This window comes from Pseudomonas sp. GD03944, from assembly GCF_029839275.1.
Taxonomy (GTDB): domain Bacteria; phylum Pseudomonadota; class Gammaproteobacteria; order Pseudomonadales; family Pseudomonadaceae; genus Aquipseudomonas.
Map to the genome: position 1 here is coordinate 295,600 of NZ_JAOCAH010000002.1, position 17,549 is coordinate 313,148.

The window sequence follows — 17,549 nt, forward strand, 5'->3', positions numbered from 1 at the left end:
CGCCGCCGGATCAGTACACGTCGCGGCGGTAGCGCCCGGTCTCGGTCAGGGCCTGGACGGCTTCCGTCCCCAGCAGCTCGCGCAGCGTACTGTCGACCCCGCCGGCCATGCCTTCCAGGCTGCCGCAGACATACAGCGATGCCCCGTCATCCAGCCAGGCCTGCAGCCGCTCGCGGTGCTGGCGCAGCAGATCCTGCACGTAGATCTTCTCCGCCTGATCGCGGGAGAACGCCAGGTCCAGGTGCTGCAATTCGCCCTGGGCCAGCGCGGCGTCCAGCTCGGCGCCGCAGAAGAAGTCATGGGCACGGCTGCGCTCGCCAAACAGCAGCCAGTTGCGATGCTGCCCGGCCAGCGCACGGGCCCGCAGCAACGAACGCAGCCCGGCCAGGCCGGTGCCGTTACCGATCAGAATCACCGGACGCTCGTCGTCCGGCAGGTGGAAACCGCTATTGCGCCGCACCCGGCCCAGCACCTGGCCGCCGTCTGCCAGGTGTTCGGTCAGCCAGCCGGAGCCCAGCCCCAGGAGGCCGTCGCTGCGCCGTTCCTGGCGGACGACCAGCTCCAGCACACCGTCGGCAGCCACCGAAGCGATGGAGTATTCACGGGAGCCTACCGGCACCAGCGCGTCGAGCAGCGCCTGGGCATGCAGGCCCACCAGGTGGGCGAAGGTATCCGGCAACTGGCGCTCGCCCAGGGCCATGGCCAGTGTGGTCGGCTGGTCGCCCAGCATCACCGGTTCGCTGCCATCGAGGCCATGCGCCTGCAACCACTGCTGCACGAACGGCTGCCCGTGGCAGGGACGGATTTCCAGGATATCGCCCGCCTCCCAATCGCCACGCGCCGGGGGCGTGAGGGCGACGTGGTACACCGGTGCGCCCTGGCTGCCCGGGTTGAGCAGCACGCGGCGCTGCAACGCCCAGCCTTCCCAAGGGGTTTCCTTGAAGGCGATCGGCGCGGTGCCGGTCAGGTCACCCAGTTGCTGCTGCCAGCGCTGCAGGGCCGCATGGTCTTCGCCATCGACCTCGATGGTGTCGAACAGACGATGGGCACCCTGCCGCCCCAGCCAGTCACTGACCCTGCGGGCAAAGCCGCAGAACTGTTCATACTGCCGATCGCCCAGGGCCAGCACTGCGTAATTCAGCTGATCCAGGGCCTGGGACGCACCCAGTACCTTGCGTTCGAACGCCTGGGCGCTGTCCGGCGCTTCGCCGTCGCCGAAGGTGCTGACCACGAACAAGGCGTTGCGCGCCTGGCCCAGGCTGTCGGCGTCTAGGCGCGAGAAAGGCTCGACCCGCACCGGGATACCGGCGGCCTGCAACTGGCTGGCGCTCTGCCAGGCCAGTTGCTCGGCGAAACCGCTCTGGCTGGCGAAACCCACCAGCCAGCCTTCGCCGGACGACCCGCTGGTCAGGGTGCCCCGGGCGGCGCGGACGGCTTTTTTCTTGCGGCGTCGGTCCAGGTACAGCAACCAGCCGGTGATGAAGAACAACGGCAACGCGCCAGTGGCCACCATCATCAGGATGCGCCCCGGCAGGCCGAAGTACTCGCCCACGTGCAGGGCGTACATGCTGGCCAGGATCTGCGCCTTGAAGCTCTTCTCGGCGTAGCGTTCGTGCTGGGTGACCTCGCCGGTCTTCGGGTCGATCTGGAACTGGTTGAAGGCACGCACGTGCTCGGCGTCTTCGAGGATGTAGAACACCGTCCCGCTCTGCCCGGCAACTGGTGGCAGGCGCAGGTTCCAGCCGACCATCTGCGGGCCGGCTGCCTGTTGCATGCTGCGCCACACGGCCACGTAGTCGACCTCGGGCGGCGGCCCGACCGGCGCCTCGCGACCCCGGCCACGTCCCTCCTGGCGCTGTTCGGGCGGCGTATCGGACAACAGCCGGGTCATGCCGTCGCGGTACCAGTCATACGACCAGTACAGGCCCGTCAGGCTGGCACAGAGGTAGAACAGCAGCACCCAGGTGCCAGCGACGGCGTGCAGGTCCCAATTGAAGCCGCGGCCTTTCTTCGCCCAGTCCAGCGTCAGCCAGGCGCGCCAGCTCCCCGACTGGCGCGGCCAGCGCAGGTACAGCCCGGACAGGCAGAAGAAGATCAGCGCCACGGTGCTGGCGGCGGTGATCTGCTTGCCCACTTCGCCCATGGCCAGGAAACGGTGCAGTTGCAGGGAAACGCGGAAGAACTCCTGCCCGACCGGGGCCTCGAGGATCTTCCCGGTGTAGGGGTCGAAGGGAAGCCGCGGCCCGCGCCGCTCCCCTGGCGCCGGGCTGAGAAACACCGTGCCCGGCATCGCGTACCGACTGTCCACGAACAGCCCGGTGACCCGATCGTCGGTGGCCGCCTCGATCCGCGCCACCAGTTCGACCGGTTCGAGCATCTGCCGGCCGTTGGCCTCCAGCTGCCAGCGGTCGCCATTCAGCGCCCGCAGGACCTCACCTTCGAAGGTGTAGAGGGCACCGGTAATTCCCATGACGGACAGCACCAGCCCGGCGCTGATGCCAAAGAACCAGTGCAGCTGAAACATGATTTTCTTGAACACGATGGCGAGATACCAAAACGACCCTGGCAATGGGCGCGCACTCTATATGAGAAGCATTTTCATCGCATGACTTTTACTCGATATTTACGAATCCGTCCTACGAACGGTGCCGGAACCGGCGCAGCAGAGGCGCCGCCGACCGATGAACCGCCCCGTGCGCCTTGTTTCGGTCAGCTCCGGCGTTTGACGGTATAATCGCCCGTTTTCCGGGCCCAGCCGCCCCACCATCGATTCCATTCAGGCACGCAATCCATGACCACTCAGGCCGCCGAAGTCGCCAAGCGCCGCACGTTCGCGATCATTTCCCACCCCGACGCCGGTAAGACCACCATTACCGAAAAGCTCCTGCTGATGGGCAAGGCGATTGCCGTGGCCGGTACCGTGAAGTCGCGCAAGTCCGACCGCCACGCGACCTCCGACTGGATGGAGATGGAAAAGCAGCGCGGTATCTCCATCACCACCTCGGTGATGCAGTTCCCCTACCGCGAGCACATGATCAACCTGCTCGACACCCCCGGCCACGAAGACTTCTCGGAAGACACCTACCGCACCCTGACCGCGGTGGACAGTGCGCTGATGGTGCTCGACGGTGGTAAGGGCGTCGAACCCCGCACCATCGCCCTGATGGACGTCTGCCGCCTGCGCGACACGCCCATCGTCAGCTTCGTCAACAAACTCGACCGCGACATCCGCGACCCGATCGAGCTGCTCGACGAGATCGAAGCCGTCCTCAAGATCAAGGCCGCGCCGATCACCTGGCCGATCGGCTGCTACCGCGACTTCAAGGGCGTGTACCACCTCGAAGGCGACTACATCATCGTCTACACCCCGGGCCACGGCCACGAGCGCACCGAGACCAAGATCATCCAGAAACTGGACTCCGACGAAGCTCGTGCCCACCTGGGTGATGAATACGACCGTTTCCTCGAACAGTTGGAGCTGGTGCAGGGCGCCTGCCACACCTTCGACCAGGACGAGTTCATGAACGGCCAGTTGACCCCGGTGTTCTTCGGCACCGCACTGGGCAACTTCGGCGTCGACCATGTGCTCGACGCCGTGGTCGACTGGGCCCCGCGCCCGCTGGCCCGCGTCGCCCGCGAACGCACCGTGGAGCCGGTGGAAGAGAAGTTCAGCGGCTTCATCTTCAAGATCCAGGCGAACATGGACCCCAAGCACCGCGACCGCATCGCGTTCATGCGCATCTGCTCGGGCAAGTACGAGAAAGGCATGAAGATGCGCCACGTGCGCACCGGCAAGGACGTGCGCATCGGCGACGCCCTGACCTTCTTCTCCAGCGAGCGTGAGCAACTGGAAGAAGCCTATGCCGGCGACATCATCGGCCTGCACAACCACGGCACCATCCAGATCGGCGACACCTTCAGCGAAGGTGAAGTGCTGGGCTTCACGGGTATCCCGCACTTCGCGCCGGAACTGTTCCGCCGCGTGCGCCTGAAAGACCCGCTGAAATCCAAGCAGCTGCGCCAGGGCCTGCAGCAGTTGGCCGAGGAAGGCGCGACCCAGGTGTTCTTCCCCGAGCGCAGCAACGACATCATCCTCGGCGCCGTCGGTGTGCTGCAGTTCGACGTGGTCGCCAGCCGCCTGAAAGAGGAATACAAGGTGGAATGCGGCTACGAGCCGATCACCGTGTGGTCCGCGCGCTGGATCGAATGCAGTGACAAGAAGAAGCTCGAGGAATTCTCCAACAAGGCGGTGGAAAACCTCGCCCTCGACGGCGGCGGCCACCTCACCTACCTGGCCCCGACCCGGGTCAACCTGGCGTTGATGGAAGAGCGCTGGCCGGACGTGAAATTCCGCGCCACCCGCGAGCATCATTGAGCGTGTAAAGGATCAGCAGATAAGAAAGAACCGGCCTCTCAAGGCCGGTTCTTTTTTGGGCCAGACGACAGCCCGGGCTGAGCGCTCATCCTGGGTATCGCTGCACCCGACGCCAGGCTACGAGCAGTCCCGTAGGGGAGATACCGCTTCCCCCATCCACCACGCTGCGATTGCCCTGATGGATGAAAGAGCGCGCCATCTACCCTAACGACTGGCTAGTTCCGACTGACCCGCTACTCTTCTGCCAGCGTCCAGGCCGTTACAGAGTCACCGATCTTCGTGCCAAACGAGCCGTGTCCGCCGGCCATTTGTACTACGTACTGTCTGCCTGTTTTTTCCGAGACATACGTCATCGGCGTCGCCTGCCCACCAGCCGGCAAGCGCCCCTTCCAGAGCTGTTCACCGGTCTGCAGGTCGTAGGCGCGCAGGTAATAGTCCAGCGTGCCGCTCATGAACGCCACGCCGCCGGCTGTAACGATCGGGCCACCCAGCGCCGGCGTGCCGACCGGCAGCGCAATGCCCAACGGCGCGCTGTCACGGCTGGTGCCATTCTTGTGCATCCAGACCTTTTTCATCGTGTGCAGGTCAACCGCGGTCACGTAGCCCCATGGCGGCGCCTGGCAGGGCAGTTTGAGCACCGACAGGAACGGCTCCAGACGTACCATGTAAGGCGCGCCAAGGTTGGGCTGCAGCCCGGTCTCGCTGCCACCGCTGCGCACTTCGGGGTCGACCTCGCTGCGCTTGACCATCTGCGAAATGAACGCCAGGTAGTTGGGCGCACCGAACAGCAATTGCCGGCTCGGGTCGACCGCCACCGAGGGCCAGTTGAAAGTGCCGACGTTGCCCGGGTAAATCAGCGAACCCTGCTGCGACGGCGGCGTGAAATCGCCTTCGTACCGCAGCTTGCGAAACTGGATACGGCACATCATCTGATCCAGCGGCGTACCGCCCCACATGTCGCGCTCGTGCAAAGGCTCATCGGGGGCATAGCTGAGCGTCGATACCGGCTGGCTGGGCGCGGTGTGATCGCCGTAGTCGGTGCCCTGCGATACAGGCCTTTGCTCGACCGGCACGATGGGTTTGCCGGTCCGACGGTCGAGCACAAACAGATCGCCGCGCTTGGTCGGCTGGATGATGGCCGGCACCTTGCCTTCGGGCCGGTCGATGTCCACCAGCGTGGGCTGGGATGGCAAGTCGCGGTCCCACAGGTCATGGTGCACGGTCTGGAATTCCCAACGTATTTTGCCGGTCGCCAGCTCCAGCGCGACCAGGGTGGCGGTGAACCGCTCGGCCAGCGGGCCTCGCGGGATCGACCACTGGTCCGGGGTCTGGTTGCCCATGGGGATGTACACCAGACCCAACGTTTCGTCAGCCGTGGCGATGGTCCAGGAATTGGGGGTGCTGCGCACATAGGTTTCGCCCGCGGGCAGGGGCTCGGTGGCATCGGGATTGCCCGGATCGAAATTCCACACCAGGCGGCCACTCTTTACGTCATAGGCGCGGATCACGCCGCCCGGCGAATCCACCGAACCGTTATCGGTAATAGATCCACCCGCGATGACCAGCTTCTCAGTGACCACCGGCGGTGATGTAGGCAGGTAGACGCCTCGCGCATCTTCACCCAGGCCAACCTTGAGATCGACCACACCGGCCTCGCCGAAATCCTCGCACGGCTTGCCGTCGCCGACGTCCAGCGCGATCAAGGTGCCGTCATTGGTAGGCAGGAACAGCCGCCGCTCGCAGCGGGCCGCGGCCTGATCCGGCTGCCCGGGCGGCGCAGCGTAGCGACGACCATCATGGTAGGCCAGGCCGCGGCAGGTCATGTGCTGGTAGTACCCGGCATCGCGATTGATGCTGGGATCGAAGCGCCAGCGCTCCTCGCCCGTGTCCGCATCGAGGGCGATCGCCACGCTGTGCGGCGTGCAAATGAACAACGTATCGCCGACCTTCAACGGTGTGACCTGGTTGGTCAGCTCGACGGGGTCGCCCTCACCCGGCAGATCGCCTGTGTGATATTCCCAGGCCTTCTCCAGCTTGCCCACGTTCTCTGGAGTGATCAGGTCGGCTGTCGAGTAACGGTCACCTCGCTCGGCGCCACCATAAGACGTCCATTCATGCTGCGAGCGACCGACTTGGCCCTGCGAGTCAGGCCCGCGCATCTGAGCGTCGCTGAACGCGCCGTCGATGGTGTGATAATTCTGGGTCAGCGCGTATGCGGCCATCAACGCACCGGCCAGCAACCCGACGCCCAGCAGGACGCTGGCCCCATCGCGCCATACGACTCGCGCACTCACGTGGCGATTGACGAACGGCAGGACCAGCCAGAGGCCGAGGATGCACCAGAGATCGATGCGGGGCGCCAGTTGCCACCAGTCGAAACGCACCTCATAAAACGTCCAGACCAACGTGCCCAGCAACAGCACGGCATACACGCCGATCGCCGCGCGCCGCCGGGCAAACAGCAGGCCTGCCACTACCAGTAACCCGACGCCCGCCACCAGGTAATACCAGGAGCCTCCTAGCATCGCCAGATACCCACCGCCAACGCTCATCAAGGTACCCAGCACCAGCATGATGATCGCTGTCAGGGTGATGCGCAGTGGACGCCGACCATGTTCGCTACTCATCACACTCTCCAGCCGATTCATATCACCACCATCGCCGGTGAACTTTCTGAAACAAGCCCGGCCAGCACTCAGTGGATACGGCGCGACAGCGTTTGTTCAGATTTTCTGACCCGGGCATGGCCGCCGGCGTGGCGCGTGTCAGCTAGGCGATCTCAGCGATTGCCCTGCAACTGCTTCAACAGCGGCCCGCACTGGTCGGGCTGATCGCCGCTGGGCGCGACCAGGGCGAGGACGCCCGCGGCCGGGGCCAGGGTGACGCCGAGCAGCACCATGCCCGCGCCGCGCAAGGCCAGCGGCGTGACCTGCACGCCTGCCGACGGGTTCTTGAAACTGCCCTGGACATAGAGCGGCGAACGCAGGGAGAAGATGCGCAGGCCCTTGGAGGCCGGGGTGATGTCCATATCCAGGCGTTCCTTGGCGAAATCGGCGGTGCCATCGACCCGGATGATGGCGTTCTCGGTGTCCACCACCGCCAGGCGCGTGGTCATCAGGCCATTCTTGAAGCCGAGGTCAGCCAGTGCGCAATTGATCTGCACCTCTTCGTCACCGAACAGCCGGTTCACCAGGTAGTTGCCGACGTTCAGGCCGGCAATTTCCATCAGGCCACGGCTAACCGCGCCATCGTTGATCACCATTTTCAGGTCGCCATTGGCGGTGCCGAGCAGGGCTGCCACCGAGTTGCCCTGGCCGCGCAGGTCGGCGTCGCCATTGAGCTCGCCCAGGCTGGTCTGCATCGGTTCGAAGGTGGGAAACAGCTGCTTGAGCTTGAAGCCCCGGGCGTTCAGCCGTGCCCGCCCCTGCAGCGGCGTGCGGCTGCCGTCCAGGTGGATCAGCGAATCCAGGGTGCCGCCGGCCACGCCGAAGCGCAGCGGGTCCAGGCTCAGCACCCCGGCATCCAGCAGCAGGCGGGTCGACAGGTCGCTGATCGGCAACGCCTCGCTGTGCACGATGCGTTTGCCAGTGAAGCGCACGTCGGCGTCCATGGCCTGCCAGCGGTCGGTCTGGAACTCCTCCACCGGCAACACCCGGTCCGCCGGCTGCCGGCTGGAGGCACCGCGCTCCTTCTTCTCGGCATTGGAGTCGGCGCCGATCAGCGGGGCCAGGTCGGCGAACCGCAACTGGTTGGACACCAGCGTGCCGGACAGCTTGGGCCGCGGCTCGCCGGCGACGAACTCCAGGTCACCCTGGATATCGCTGTCACCGATCCGGCCGCTGAAGCCCTGGTAGCGGAACCGGGCACCGCCCTCATCGTGCAGGCGGGCGATCAGGCGGCCGTCGGTGGCGTAGGCCGGAGTCTCCGGCAGGATCACTCCCGTCAGGCCGTACAGATGCCCCAGGCTGCTGCCTGACAGGCTAAGTTGCAGATCGAGTTCGCCCAGGTTCTTCGGATCGGTCAGGGTGCCGGCCAGGACGATACGGGTGGCACCGGCGCGGATATCCGCCTGCAGCGGGAATGGCACCTCGGCATCGTGCAGCGCCAGCAGCCCGCCGAGCTTGCCATTGCCATTCAGCGGCTGGCCCTTGTAGCGCCCCTTGGCCGTCCAGGCGAAGGCGTAGGCCAGCGCCTCGCTGGCCGGCACCCGCTCCGCACGCTGCTTGCCGACCACATCGCTGAAGGCGAGGGGCGCGCCCAGTTGCGTGACCTGCACCTCGAACGCGCTGTTCAGGCTCTGGTCGTTCAGGGTGATCTGTCCTTCATCGAAGGCGATGCTGCCGATGTCCAGGGTCCAGGGTGAGGGGGCGTCGTCGGTGTTCTCGTCGCCCAGGTCGAAGGTCCAGTTGGCGCGGCCATCGGCAAGGCGCTGCAGGTTGGCCTTGGGCGCACCCAGCTCGATGTAGGGAATCTGCACGGTTTTCCACAGCAACGGCAGCGGCGCCAGGCGCAGGGCTACCCGGTCCAGGCTGACGAAGGTTTCGCCCTCGGCCCACTCCGGGTTGCCGAGCACCAATTGCTCGGCAGACAGATGGGGCCAGGGCACCCAGGCATGCCAGCCGTTCTCGCCCTCCTCGCGCCGCCACACCAGTCGCAGATCACCATTGATCGCAAACGGACGGTGCAGGGCTTCGGACACCTGAGTGTTGATCGTCGGCCGCAGCAGGTTCCAGTCGAACAGCACCACGAACAGCATCAGCGCCGCCACCGGCACCAACACCAGGGCCAGACAGATCCCTACCACTCTGCGAACACGCGTCATGCACACTCCCTTCTCAAACCGCTCTCCGGCGCTCGGTGCTCCATCCTGACGAAGACGGCAGGTTTCCTGCCCGCCTATGTTATCGACAGGAACAATGCCCGTATGATTCCCCATTCCCCCTCAGAAGGGCACCTCTAAAAACGTCGGCGAGGCAGTCAGCGCAAAGCAAAAACAGGCGAAAAAGCGGCATTTACGGCGTGTAAATGAGCATTTTGACTGGGCTGGCAATCCAGCCTGCTTTTAACGCTGCGATGACAACGTAGCCAGTTTTAGAGGTGCCCAGAAGCGAATGCGCCAGGAAATCCACGATGCGCCTCATCGACACCCACACCCACCTCGACTTCCCTGACTTCGACGCCGACCGCGCGGCGTTGCTGGCGCGCAGCCGTGCCGCAGGGGTCGAACGGCTGGTGGTATTGGGCGTCTACCAGGCCAACTGGCAGCGCGTCTGGGACCTGGTGCAGACAAACGATAGCCTGCACGCCGCCCTGGGCCTGCATCCGATCTACCTCGACGACCACCTTCCCGAGCACCTGAGCGAGCTGGGCCAGTGGCTGGAACGTCTGGCAGGCCATCCCCAGCTGTGCGCGGTGGGTGAGATCGGCCTGGACTACTACGTCGAACACCTCGACCGCGACCGCCAGCAGTCCGTCTTCGAGGCGCAGCTGGCGCTGGCCAACGAATTCGACTTGCCGGCGCTGATCCATGTGCGCCGCGCCCACGCCGCCACCATCGCCACCCTGAAACGGGCGAAGCTCAAACGCGCCGGCATCATCCACGCCTTTGCCGGCAGCTACGAAGAAGCCCGGGAATACCTCAAGCTGGGTTTCAAGCTCGGCCTTGGCGGCGCCCCCACCTGGCCCCAGGCCAACCGCCTGCACAAGGTGGTGGCGCGCCTGCCGCTGGAGGCGGTGGTGCTGGAAACCGACGCCCCGGACATGGCGCCGGTGATGTACCCCAACCAGCGCAACAGCCCGGAACACCTGCCCGCCATCTGCACGGCCATCGCCGAGCTGATGGGCGTCAGCGCCGAGCAACTGGCCGACGCCAGCAGCCGCAATGCGGCGGAGCTGTTTGGCTGGGAGCCTGATCCAGCGTAAGCGCTTTAGTGATCCCGGGTATCGCTTCGCTCCACCCAGGCTACGGCTTGTGTCGAGATCCCTTGTAGGAGCCGCGCCCCGCAGCGCATGGCGGCCACGGCATGGATTCCATTGACTGGCTGCAATCGGTTCGCGCCGAGGGCGACGCTCCTACACCCCAGTTGCAGCCCCAGAAAAATGCCGCTTTCCTGGCGAAAGGAAAACGGCATTTATCAAGTGAACAGCATTACGACAGATGGCTGGCCTTCTACAGCGAGAGCAGCGATCAGACGCGAAATGCGCCGATCAGCATTTTCAGACGTGACACCAGTTCGGTCAGTTCGCGGCTGGCCTGTTCGGTCTGGCTGGCGCCCATGGCGGTGCGCTCGCCGGCGTGGTTGATTTCGACGATGTTCTGGTCGATGTCATGGGCCACGGCCGTTTGCTGCTCGGCAGCGGCGGCGATCTGCTGGTTCTGGTCAACGATAGTGCCTACCGCGCCCAGGATGTTCTCCAGGGCCTGCTGCACCTTGCCCGACTCGTTGACCGTGCCGTCCGCCATCTGGTGGCTGACATGCATGGTCTTCACCGCCGCGCCGACGCCGCCCTGCAACTTGGCGATCATCGTCTCGATTTCTTCGGTGGACTGCTGGGTGCGCTTGGCCAGGTTGCGCACCTCGTCGGCCACCACCGCGAAACCGCGGCCCTGCTCGCCCGCGCGGGCCGCTTCGATCGCGGCGTTGAGGGCCAGCAGGTTGGTCTGCTCGGCGATGCCCTTGATCACGTCCAGCACCTGGCTGATCGAGGCGCTGTCGCTGGCCAACTGGTTGATCACCAGCACCGACTGATCGATCTCACCGGCCAGGCGCTGAATACTGCCGACCTGGGACGCCACCAGCGCCCGACCGCTCACGGTTTCCTGGTTGACGCTCTGGGCGCTATCCACAGCCGCCGAGGCGCTGCGCGCCACTTCCTGGGCAGTGGCGGACATCTGGTTCATGGCCGTGGCGACCTGTTCGATCTGGCTGCGCTGCCCGGCCACCGCCTGGTTGCTTTCCCCGGACACCACCTCGACGCGCCCGGCCTGCCGCTCGACTTCGACCACCGTCTGGTCGACCCGCTCGATCAGGTCGTGGATCTTGCGCACGGTCTCGTTGAACACCTGGCCCAGCTCGCCCAGCTCGTCGCGGCTCTGGGCGGTGAAACTGACCGTCATGTCACCCGCCGCCACCTTGTCCATGACCCGCCCCAGGCTTTTCAGGGTGGTGCGGGTGGACACGTAGAAACCGCTGTAGAGGTAGACGATCAGCAGGAACACCACCACCAGGGCCACCACCAGCAGCATCATCTGCGCCCGGTTGTCCTGCAGGCGGGTCTGCAACTGCTGGTCGAGGAACGCCAGCACCGCGTCGTTGAACTGGTAGGTCTTGCCCATGGCGGCGCTGACCTCGTCGTAGAACTGCAGCCACGGGGTGTCCAGAGTGTCAGCGATCACCACCTTGTCTTCGAACAGAGCGATGCTGTCCTTGAGGGTCGCCTGGCTCGCCTTGGCCTGCTCTTCCAGCGCGGCGCGAGCCGCCGGGCTGCTGGTCAGGGCGTCCTGCAGGTTGAGGCCGTATTCGGCGTGCAGCTTTTCCAGCTCCAGCAGCAGCTCATCGAATTTGGTGCTGGCGGACGAATTGAGGAAGCCCTGACCCAGGGAAAACGCACCAATCGCCCGGCCTTCGCTGAGCGGGGCGGTGACCAGCGGCGTGACTGCGGTGACCAGCTCGGTCATCTGCCGCACTTCACGCTGGCGGTCCTGGCTGAGGCCGGCCTGGCTGGCGATCAGTTTGATGAAGACCTGGGAGCTGGCCAGCAGCTTTTCCGCCAGGGCGATCTTGCCCTGCAACGAGGATTCGCTCTCCACCGTCTGCAATTCGGCAAGCATCTCGTCGCGTTTGGCGGTGAACTCCGTGATCTGCTCCGCTTCGTGCACCACCGGCTGCAATGCCTGGATACGCTCGCGCAGTGTAGCTTGCAGCTGCTCGATGCGGTTTTCGAGGTCACCGGCCTGACCGGACTGGCCGATCATGGCGTTGATCTCCACCTGGTCGGCGTAGCTCTCCAGGTCGCGGCGCAGCGACAGCGATTCGCCCAGCAGGTCCAGGCTGTCCAGGGCCGCCTGGGTGCTGACGAACTGACGATAGGAGTCGCGCACCAGGTAGAAATTGGTGACGAGCATGGGCAGGAAGAACAAGACACTGATCAGGCTGAACTTCATCCCGAAGCTGAGACGATTCATCAGCGCGATGGCCGGATACAACACAGTCTTCACAAGACGTCTCCAGTTCTAATTATTGTTGTAGACAGCAGGAACGGCTGCAGAGGATCGCAGAAACGGATGCCCCCGTCCCTTGCCCCTCGACCCGCAGCGCTCTGATCAACAAGCTGGATGCCAGCCGATTAACGTGACTGATGTCACAAAAACCCCAGGCGAGTCCGGCGTCTTATATACCTCTTATCGACGCGTTTCTTTGTAACTTAAGGTTAAGCGCATGCACATTGACGCCGTCGATCTGGCGCCTGGCAGGGAGGCAAGCAAGCCGGTATATCGCGCTACAGCGTGCTTGCGAGGCCTGGTTGGCGGTGGGCGCGAGGCCCTGGCGCGGCAATCCGCCGCGCGGAAGATCAGGTGCAACGCGCTCCTGGGTGGAGCGCGTGAGGGGAAGTTGGCCGTAGCCTGGGTGGAGCGAAGCGATACCCGGGGATGGCGCCCTCCTTCATCAGGTGCTCGACCACGGTCAGATCTCTTGCCAGGCCGCGGTCTGGCAGCCCGTCAGAGAAACAGCGTCCACAGGGCGAAGCCGGCGTACCAGAGCACGGCCGCCCGGACCAGCAGTTGCCAGAGCCCATCCAGGGTGCTGACCCCCTCCTCGCCCACCACAGGCTCGGGCGTTTCGCTGGCGGCACGCCCGACGCTGATCACCAGTTGCGCCGCCGAAATATCCCAACTCAGCAACTCGTGCAGCAGCGCGCGGCTGACCGCGACGAAGTTGCCCACCAGGGCGAAACTCGCCGCCAGCACCCGCACCGGCAGCCAGTCGAAGGCATGGCGCAGTTGCACGGCCCGCTCACGCAGGGCTTCCTGCTCGGCATGCTCGGCCAGCAATGCGAGCAATCGATAGGCCAGGGCCGCCAGCGGCCCCAGCAATGCGTACCAGAAGATCACCGCGAAAAAGCTCTGGTAGGCGTGCCACACCAGATGGCGCTGCACGCTCTGCAGCAGCGCGCCCTCTTCGGCCTCCTCCACCCCCAGGTCACGGCGAGCCACCAAATAGGCGGCTTCGGTGTCGGCACGGCGCCAGCTGTCACGGAACGGCCCCAGCGCGGCCTGCAGATCGCCACGGCCCAGGCTATAGATCACCACCAACAGGTGCACCGGCAGCGCCAGCCAGCCATAGGCGATGGGCTCCAGGAGCGTCAGCACGAGCGCCAGGGCCAACAGCGGCAGAACCACCAGGGCGGCGATCGCCAGCCAGGGGTTGGCCATCAGGTCCTTTTGCCGCTCGACCTTGGCCAGCGCGCGCAACCAGGGCCCATCCTGCTGAATGGCATGACGCCAGGCGGAAAACTTCTCCACCCAGAGCACCAGCAGCAACACCAGAAAACTCATGACGCCTCCTTCGTATCCATCAATGCGCTGCGCAAGCGCTTCCAGTCGAACGCGGGACCGGGGTCGGTCTTGCGCGTCGGGGCAATGTCGCTGTGCCCGCAGATCCGCGCCGGGGTGATGGCCGGATAGGCCGCCTGCAGCGCCCGCGTCAACGCTACCAGCGCGTCATATTGCGCATCGGTAAATGGCAATTCATCGGTGCCTTCGAGCTCGATTCCCACGGAAAAATCATTGCAGTTCTCGCGCCCTTCGAAGCTCGACACACCCGCATGCCAGGCCCGTTCGTTACAGGAGACGAACTGGGTCACCGCACCATCACGTTCGATGAGGAAATGCGCCGACACCTGCAGGCTGACGATGCTGGCGAAGTAAGGATGCTCGTTGGGGTCCAACTGGTTCTGGAAGAAAGTCTGCACCTTGCCCGTGCCGAACTGCCCAGGCGGCAGGCTGATGTTGTGAATCACCAGCAGGGAAATCTCGCCCGCCGGACGTGCGTTGAAATTCGGCGAGGGACAGTGGCGTGCCACATCGCACCAGCCACTGGAACGGTCCAACTGCATAGGGGCTCCTTGAACGAGCCCCCACTCTAGAGCAGCGCCTCGCTCAGGCCAAGGGTGAAGCCGGCTTGCTGGGAAGCGGAACGGTGCCCAGGTGTGACATCAGATTGCCGAGCGCGAGGCCAAAGCCTCACCTCAAGTCGCGCACCTGCGCTGAACCCAACGTAGGGTGGATGACGCTTCACCCATCCATAACCTGCGATTCCATGGTGGATGAAAAAAGCGTCATCCACCCTACATTCGACGCGGGAGTTGTGCAGAAAAGAGGCTTTTTGTAGGAGCGGACTTGTCCGCGAGCACTTCATTTCCGCCGAGATAGAGGCGCACGATCGGCCGCCAAGCTCGAGGTCAAGACCTCTCCTACCGGGCGAAGGCTCACGCAATGTGCCACCCAATAAAAACGCCGCCCTTGGGGGCGGCGTTTTCGGAAGCGCTCGAGCGATGACGATCAGGCGCCCTTGAGCTTGCGCAGGTTGCCGATCACCGACTCCAGGGCACGGTCGAACAGCAGCGCATCGTCCAGCAGGCGAATCGCCTGACGACGGAACTCGACGGCCAGGCCCATACGGGTCTTTTCCAGCACCTTCATGCCGGTGCGGTTGACGAACACGTACTTGCCCGTGGGCTTGATGATCGCCGCCAGCTTGCAACGCACCTTGTGCTCTTCGTCTTCCTGGAACTCGACCCAGCTGCCAACCCGCAGGCTATCAACCTGGATCAGGCTTTCGTCATCGTCCGGCAGGCTGACTTCCGGCTCGCTGACGCGGGTTTCACCCGGCGCGAGCAGGACGATTTCCTCAACCACCTCCACCATCGCCGGAGCGTCTTCTTCCTCGGCGGGCGGCAGCTCCAACAGCGGCAGCTCGAGGCCCATCTCGGCCAGGGCTTCCTGCTGCTCGCTGGTCACTTCCTGAGGCTGTTCAGCTTCCGCAATGCTGCGCTTGAAGCGCTGGAACGCCTGCACATGCAGGGCCTCCAGCTGGCTGAAGAATTCGCTGGTGGAGAACGGGTCGAACGCGGCGCTGGCCATGCCTTCACGCAGGGCCTTGAGCAGCCCGGGCACCAGCTCCAGCAGGCGCAGACGCGCTTCCGGATCCTCGTGGGGCTCGACGCTCCAGACCAGGTCGTCCATGGTATCCAGCGCAGCCTGCCACTCGGCGGATTCCACGCCGTGCTTGAGGCAGATCAGCATCAGCACCTTGCTCCAGGCTTCCTGCAGCAGGCGCACGACGACTTCCGGCAGGGTCTTGCCCAGCAGGCGCTCGTTCAGCGCATGCTCCACCTCGCGGCGGGCCAGTTCGGCCTTGGCGCTGCCCTCTTCGGCATCGCGGGTACGCTGCTCCAGCAGTTCGCTGCGGCGACGCTCATCGCCGGTGAACGCCAGAAAATCAGCCAACAGCTCGGAGAAGATCACCGGATCGTCGGCGAAGTCGTTGAGCAGGCGCATCACCACCTGTTCGATCTTCTGGTACAGGCTGTCGCGTTGGGCGTCATCCTGCTCGCCCCAGCCGAGGGCGGCCGAGGCGATTTCGTTGAGCAGACGACGGGCCGGGTGGCTGCCGCGGCTGAAGAAGGTCTTATCGAGTACCGCGACCTTAAGCATCGGGATCTGCAAACGGCCGATCAGAGCCTTCAGCGAATCCGGCAGGGTGCGGTCGTCGAGAATGAATTCGAAGAGCATCGACACCAGGTTGATGACGTCTTCATCGACCTCACCCACCATGCGCGCCTTGCCGCTCTTGGCACTGGCACGAACCAGCAGGCTCTCGAGCTGCTCGCGCAGGTCGAAATCATCGCTGACCTGGGCCGGCGCACGCTGCTGCATATGCGACAGCAGGCGCATCAGGTCATTGCTGGAAATCGGCAGGGCGCCAGCCGGGGCCTCGCGGCGCGGAATGACGCTACCACGTGCCTGGGACAGCAGTTCCTGCAGGGCACTGAACACTTCCTGCACGCCTTCGTCGGCGAACTCGCCCTGGGCCATCGGCTGCGAGGCATCGCCAGCACCACGGGACACGCTCGAAGAACGGCCAGGATTGCGGCGCGGCGGAGCGGTTTTCAGCTCAGGCAGCACGCCCGCGACGACCAGCGCCTGGTTCGCTTCGGCGTAGAGCTGATCCAGATCGCCCAGCACATACTTCTCGAACAGCTTGAAGATGATCAGCTTGACCTTGATCTCGACCCCGAGGCTGCCACAGGCGTCGAGGAACGCTTCGCACAGCGCGGTCGGGCCCAGCGGGTTGCTCTTGTCGTCCAGCTTCTTGCTGACCATGGCATTCAGGCGCGTGGTCAGGTGGCCGAGGGCCAGGCTGTCGCGACTCATGACCTTGGCAACCATGGCGTCCAGGGCGACCGACTCTTCCAGCTCGTCGTTCTGCACCAGCGACAGGTTGTCGTACGAAACGGCGTCCAGCGGAGCCGGCTTGCCGATTTCGTATTGATTGAGGGTGGCGAAGGTTTCGAACACTTTCTGCAGGAAGCCGCGTTCGATGTTCTTGCGCTTCAGGCGCAAGTCACGCATGGCTTCGAAGAACGCGTTCTGTTCGGCGTTGCTGGTCGCCCGATCCGCCATCTCGAACAGCGTGTCGTCGGCATTGTCGAACAGCGCCTGTAGCGCCTGCTTGAGCTGCTGGGCAGCTTTGTCCCGCACTTGAATGAGCGCCACGGGCAGTCTTCCTACCGACGAAGTGGGCGATTGCTCAGGGGCGATCTTGTTCAGATGCACCACATTCGCATCAGTCTTCATTGCGAGTCTCCTGCAGGCGGCCCCTCTTGGGCGAATACGGCCTGCATAGCGATCAACCGAGCGTCATCCTTAACGTCAAAGGCCTGGCGTCAATTTCGTAAAAAGTAAAGGCATTATAGGGATGTGGGCGCACATACCAAGTCGGCTTTTACTTCAGACATGATCCAGATCACAGATGTAGCGCACTACCCGCTCACCGGCTACTGGCACGCGACAAACGCGACGGAATCGCGTCAAAAGTCCCCAATACGGAACACGTACGGCGACAAAAGTTGCCTTTATCCGCATTTTCGCCCGCTCGACCGGCTCAGCCCT

At 64.4% G+C, this 17,549-nt stretch carries 9 protein-coding genes; 2 read left to right on the forward strand and 7 right to left on the reverse strand.

What is annotated here, in order from left to right:
• Positions 1-10: 10 nt before the first annotated feature.
• Positions 11-2,539: a sulfite reductase flavoprotein subunit alpha gene (locus N5C28_RS05100; protein ID WP_279820792.1), complete on the reverse strand. Its 2,529-nt coding sequence runs from the start codon at positions 2,537-2,539 to the stop codon at positions 11-13.
• A gap of 252 nt (positions 2,540-2,791) precedes the next feature.
• Here N5C28_RS05100 and N5C28_RS05105 point away from each other — a divergent pair, with 252 nt between their 5' ends.
• Entirely contained in the window at positions 2,792-4,375 is a 1,584-nt protein-coding gene (locus tag N5C28_RS05105; protein WP_279820794.1) for a peptide chain release factor 3, read from the forward strand.
• Positions 4,376-4,608: 233 nt separating this feature from the next.
• On the opposite strand, the gene N5C28_RS05110 is transcribed toward N5C28_RS05105, so the two are convergent.
• Positions 4,609-7,002, reverse strand: coding sequence for a membrane-bound PQQ-dependent dehydrogenase, glucose/quinate/shikimate family (locus N5C28_RS05110; RefSeq protein ID WP_279820796.1), 2,394 nt, complete (start codon positions 7,000-7,002; stop codon positions 4,609-4,611).
• Positions 7,003-7,154: 152 nt separating this feature from the next.
• Positions 7,155-9,197, reverse strand: a complete 2,043-nt coding sequence (locus N5C28_RS05115; protein WP_279820797.1) for an AsmA family protein — start codon at positions 9,195-9,197, stop codon at positions 7,155-7,157.
• Positions 9,198-9,505: 308 nt separating this feature from the next.
• On the opposite strand from N5C28_RS05115, the gene N5C28_RS05120 reads away from it, so the two are divergent.
• A complete protein-coding gene (locus N5C28_RS05120; protein WP_279820799.1) occupies positions 9,506-10,297 on the forward strand; it encodes a TatD family hydrolase in 792 nt (263 codons plus the stop codon).
• Between the two features lie 265 nt (positions 10,298-10,562).
• Here the strand turns inward: N5C28_RS05120 and N5C28_RS05125 are convergent, their stop codons facing one another.
• The 4 genes from N5C28_RS05125 to N5C28_RS05140 all read right to left on the reverse strand — a co-directional run bounded on the left by N5C28_RS05125 (position 10,563) and on the right by N5C28_RS05140 (position 17,234).
• The gene (locus N5C28_RS05125) at positions 10,563-12,593 is read right to left on the reverse strand and encodes a methyl-accepting chemotaxis protein (RefSeq protein WP_279820800.1); all 2,031 of its coding nucleotides are present in this window, start codon (positions 12,591-12,593) and stop codon (positions 10,563-10,565) included.
• A 501-nt stretch (positions 12,594-13,094) separates the two neighbouring features.
• Positions 13,095-13,931, reverse strand: coding sequence for a regulatory signaling modulator protein AmpE (gene ampE, locus N5C28_RS05130; protein WP_279820801.1), 837 nt, complete (start codon positions 13,929-13,931; stop codon positions 13,095-13,097).
• Positions 13,928-14,491 (reverse strand): 1,6-anhydro-N-acetylmuramyl-L-alanine amidase AmpD, encoded by a 564-nt coding sequence (ampD, locus tag N5C28_RS05135; RefSeq protein ID WP_279820803.1) that lies wholly within the window; start codon positions 14,489-14,491, stop codon positions 13,928-13,930. The genes ampE and ampD overlap by 4 nt, the downstream gene beginning before the upstream one ends.
• 445 nt (positions 14,492-14,936) lie before the next feature.
• Entirely contained in the window at positions 14,937-17,234 is a 2,298-nt protein-coding gene (locus N5C28_RS05140; RefSeq protein WP_279820805.1) for a DUF1631 domain-containing protein, read from the reverse strand.
• Positions 17,235-17,549: the final 315 nt, after the last annotated feature.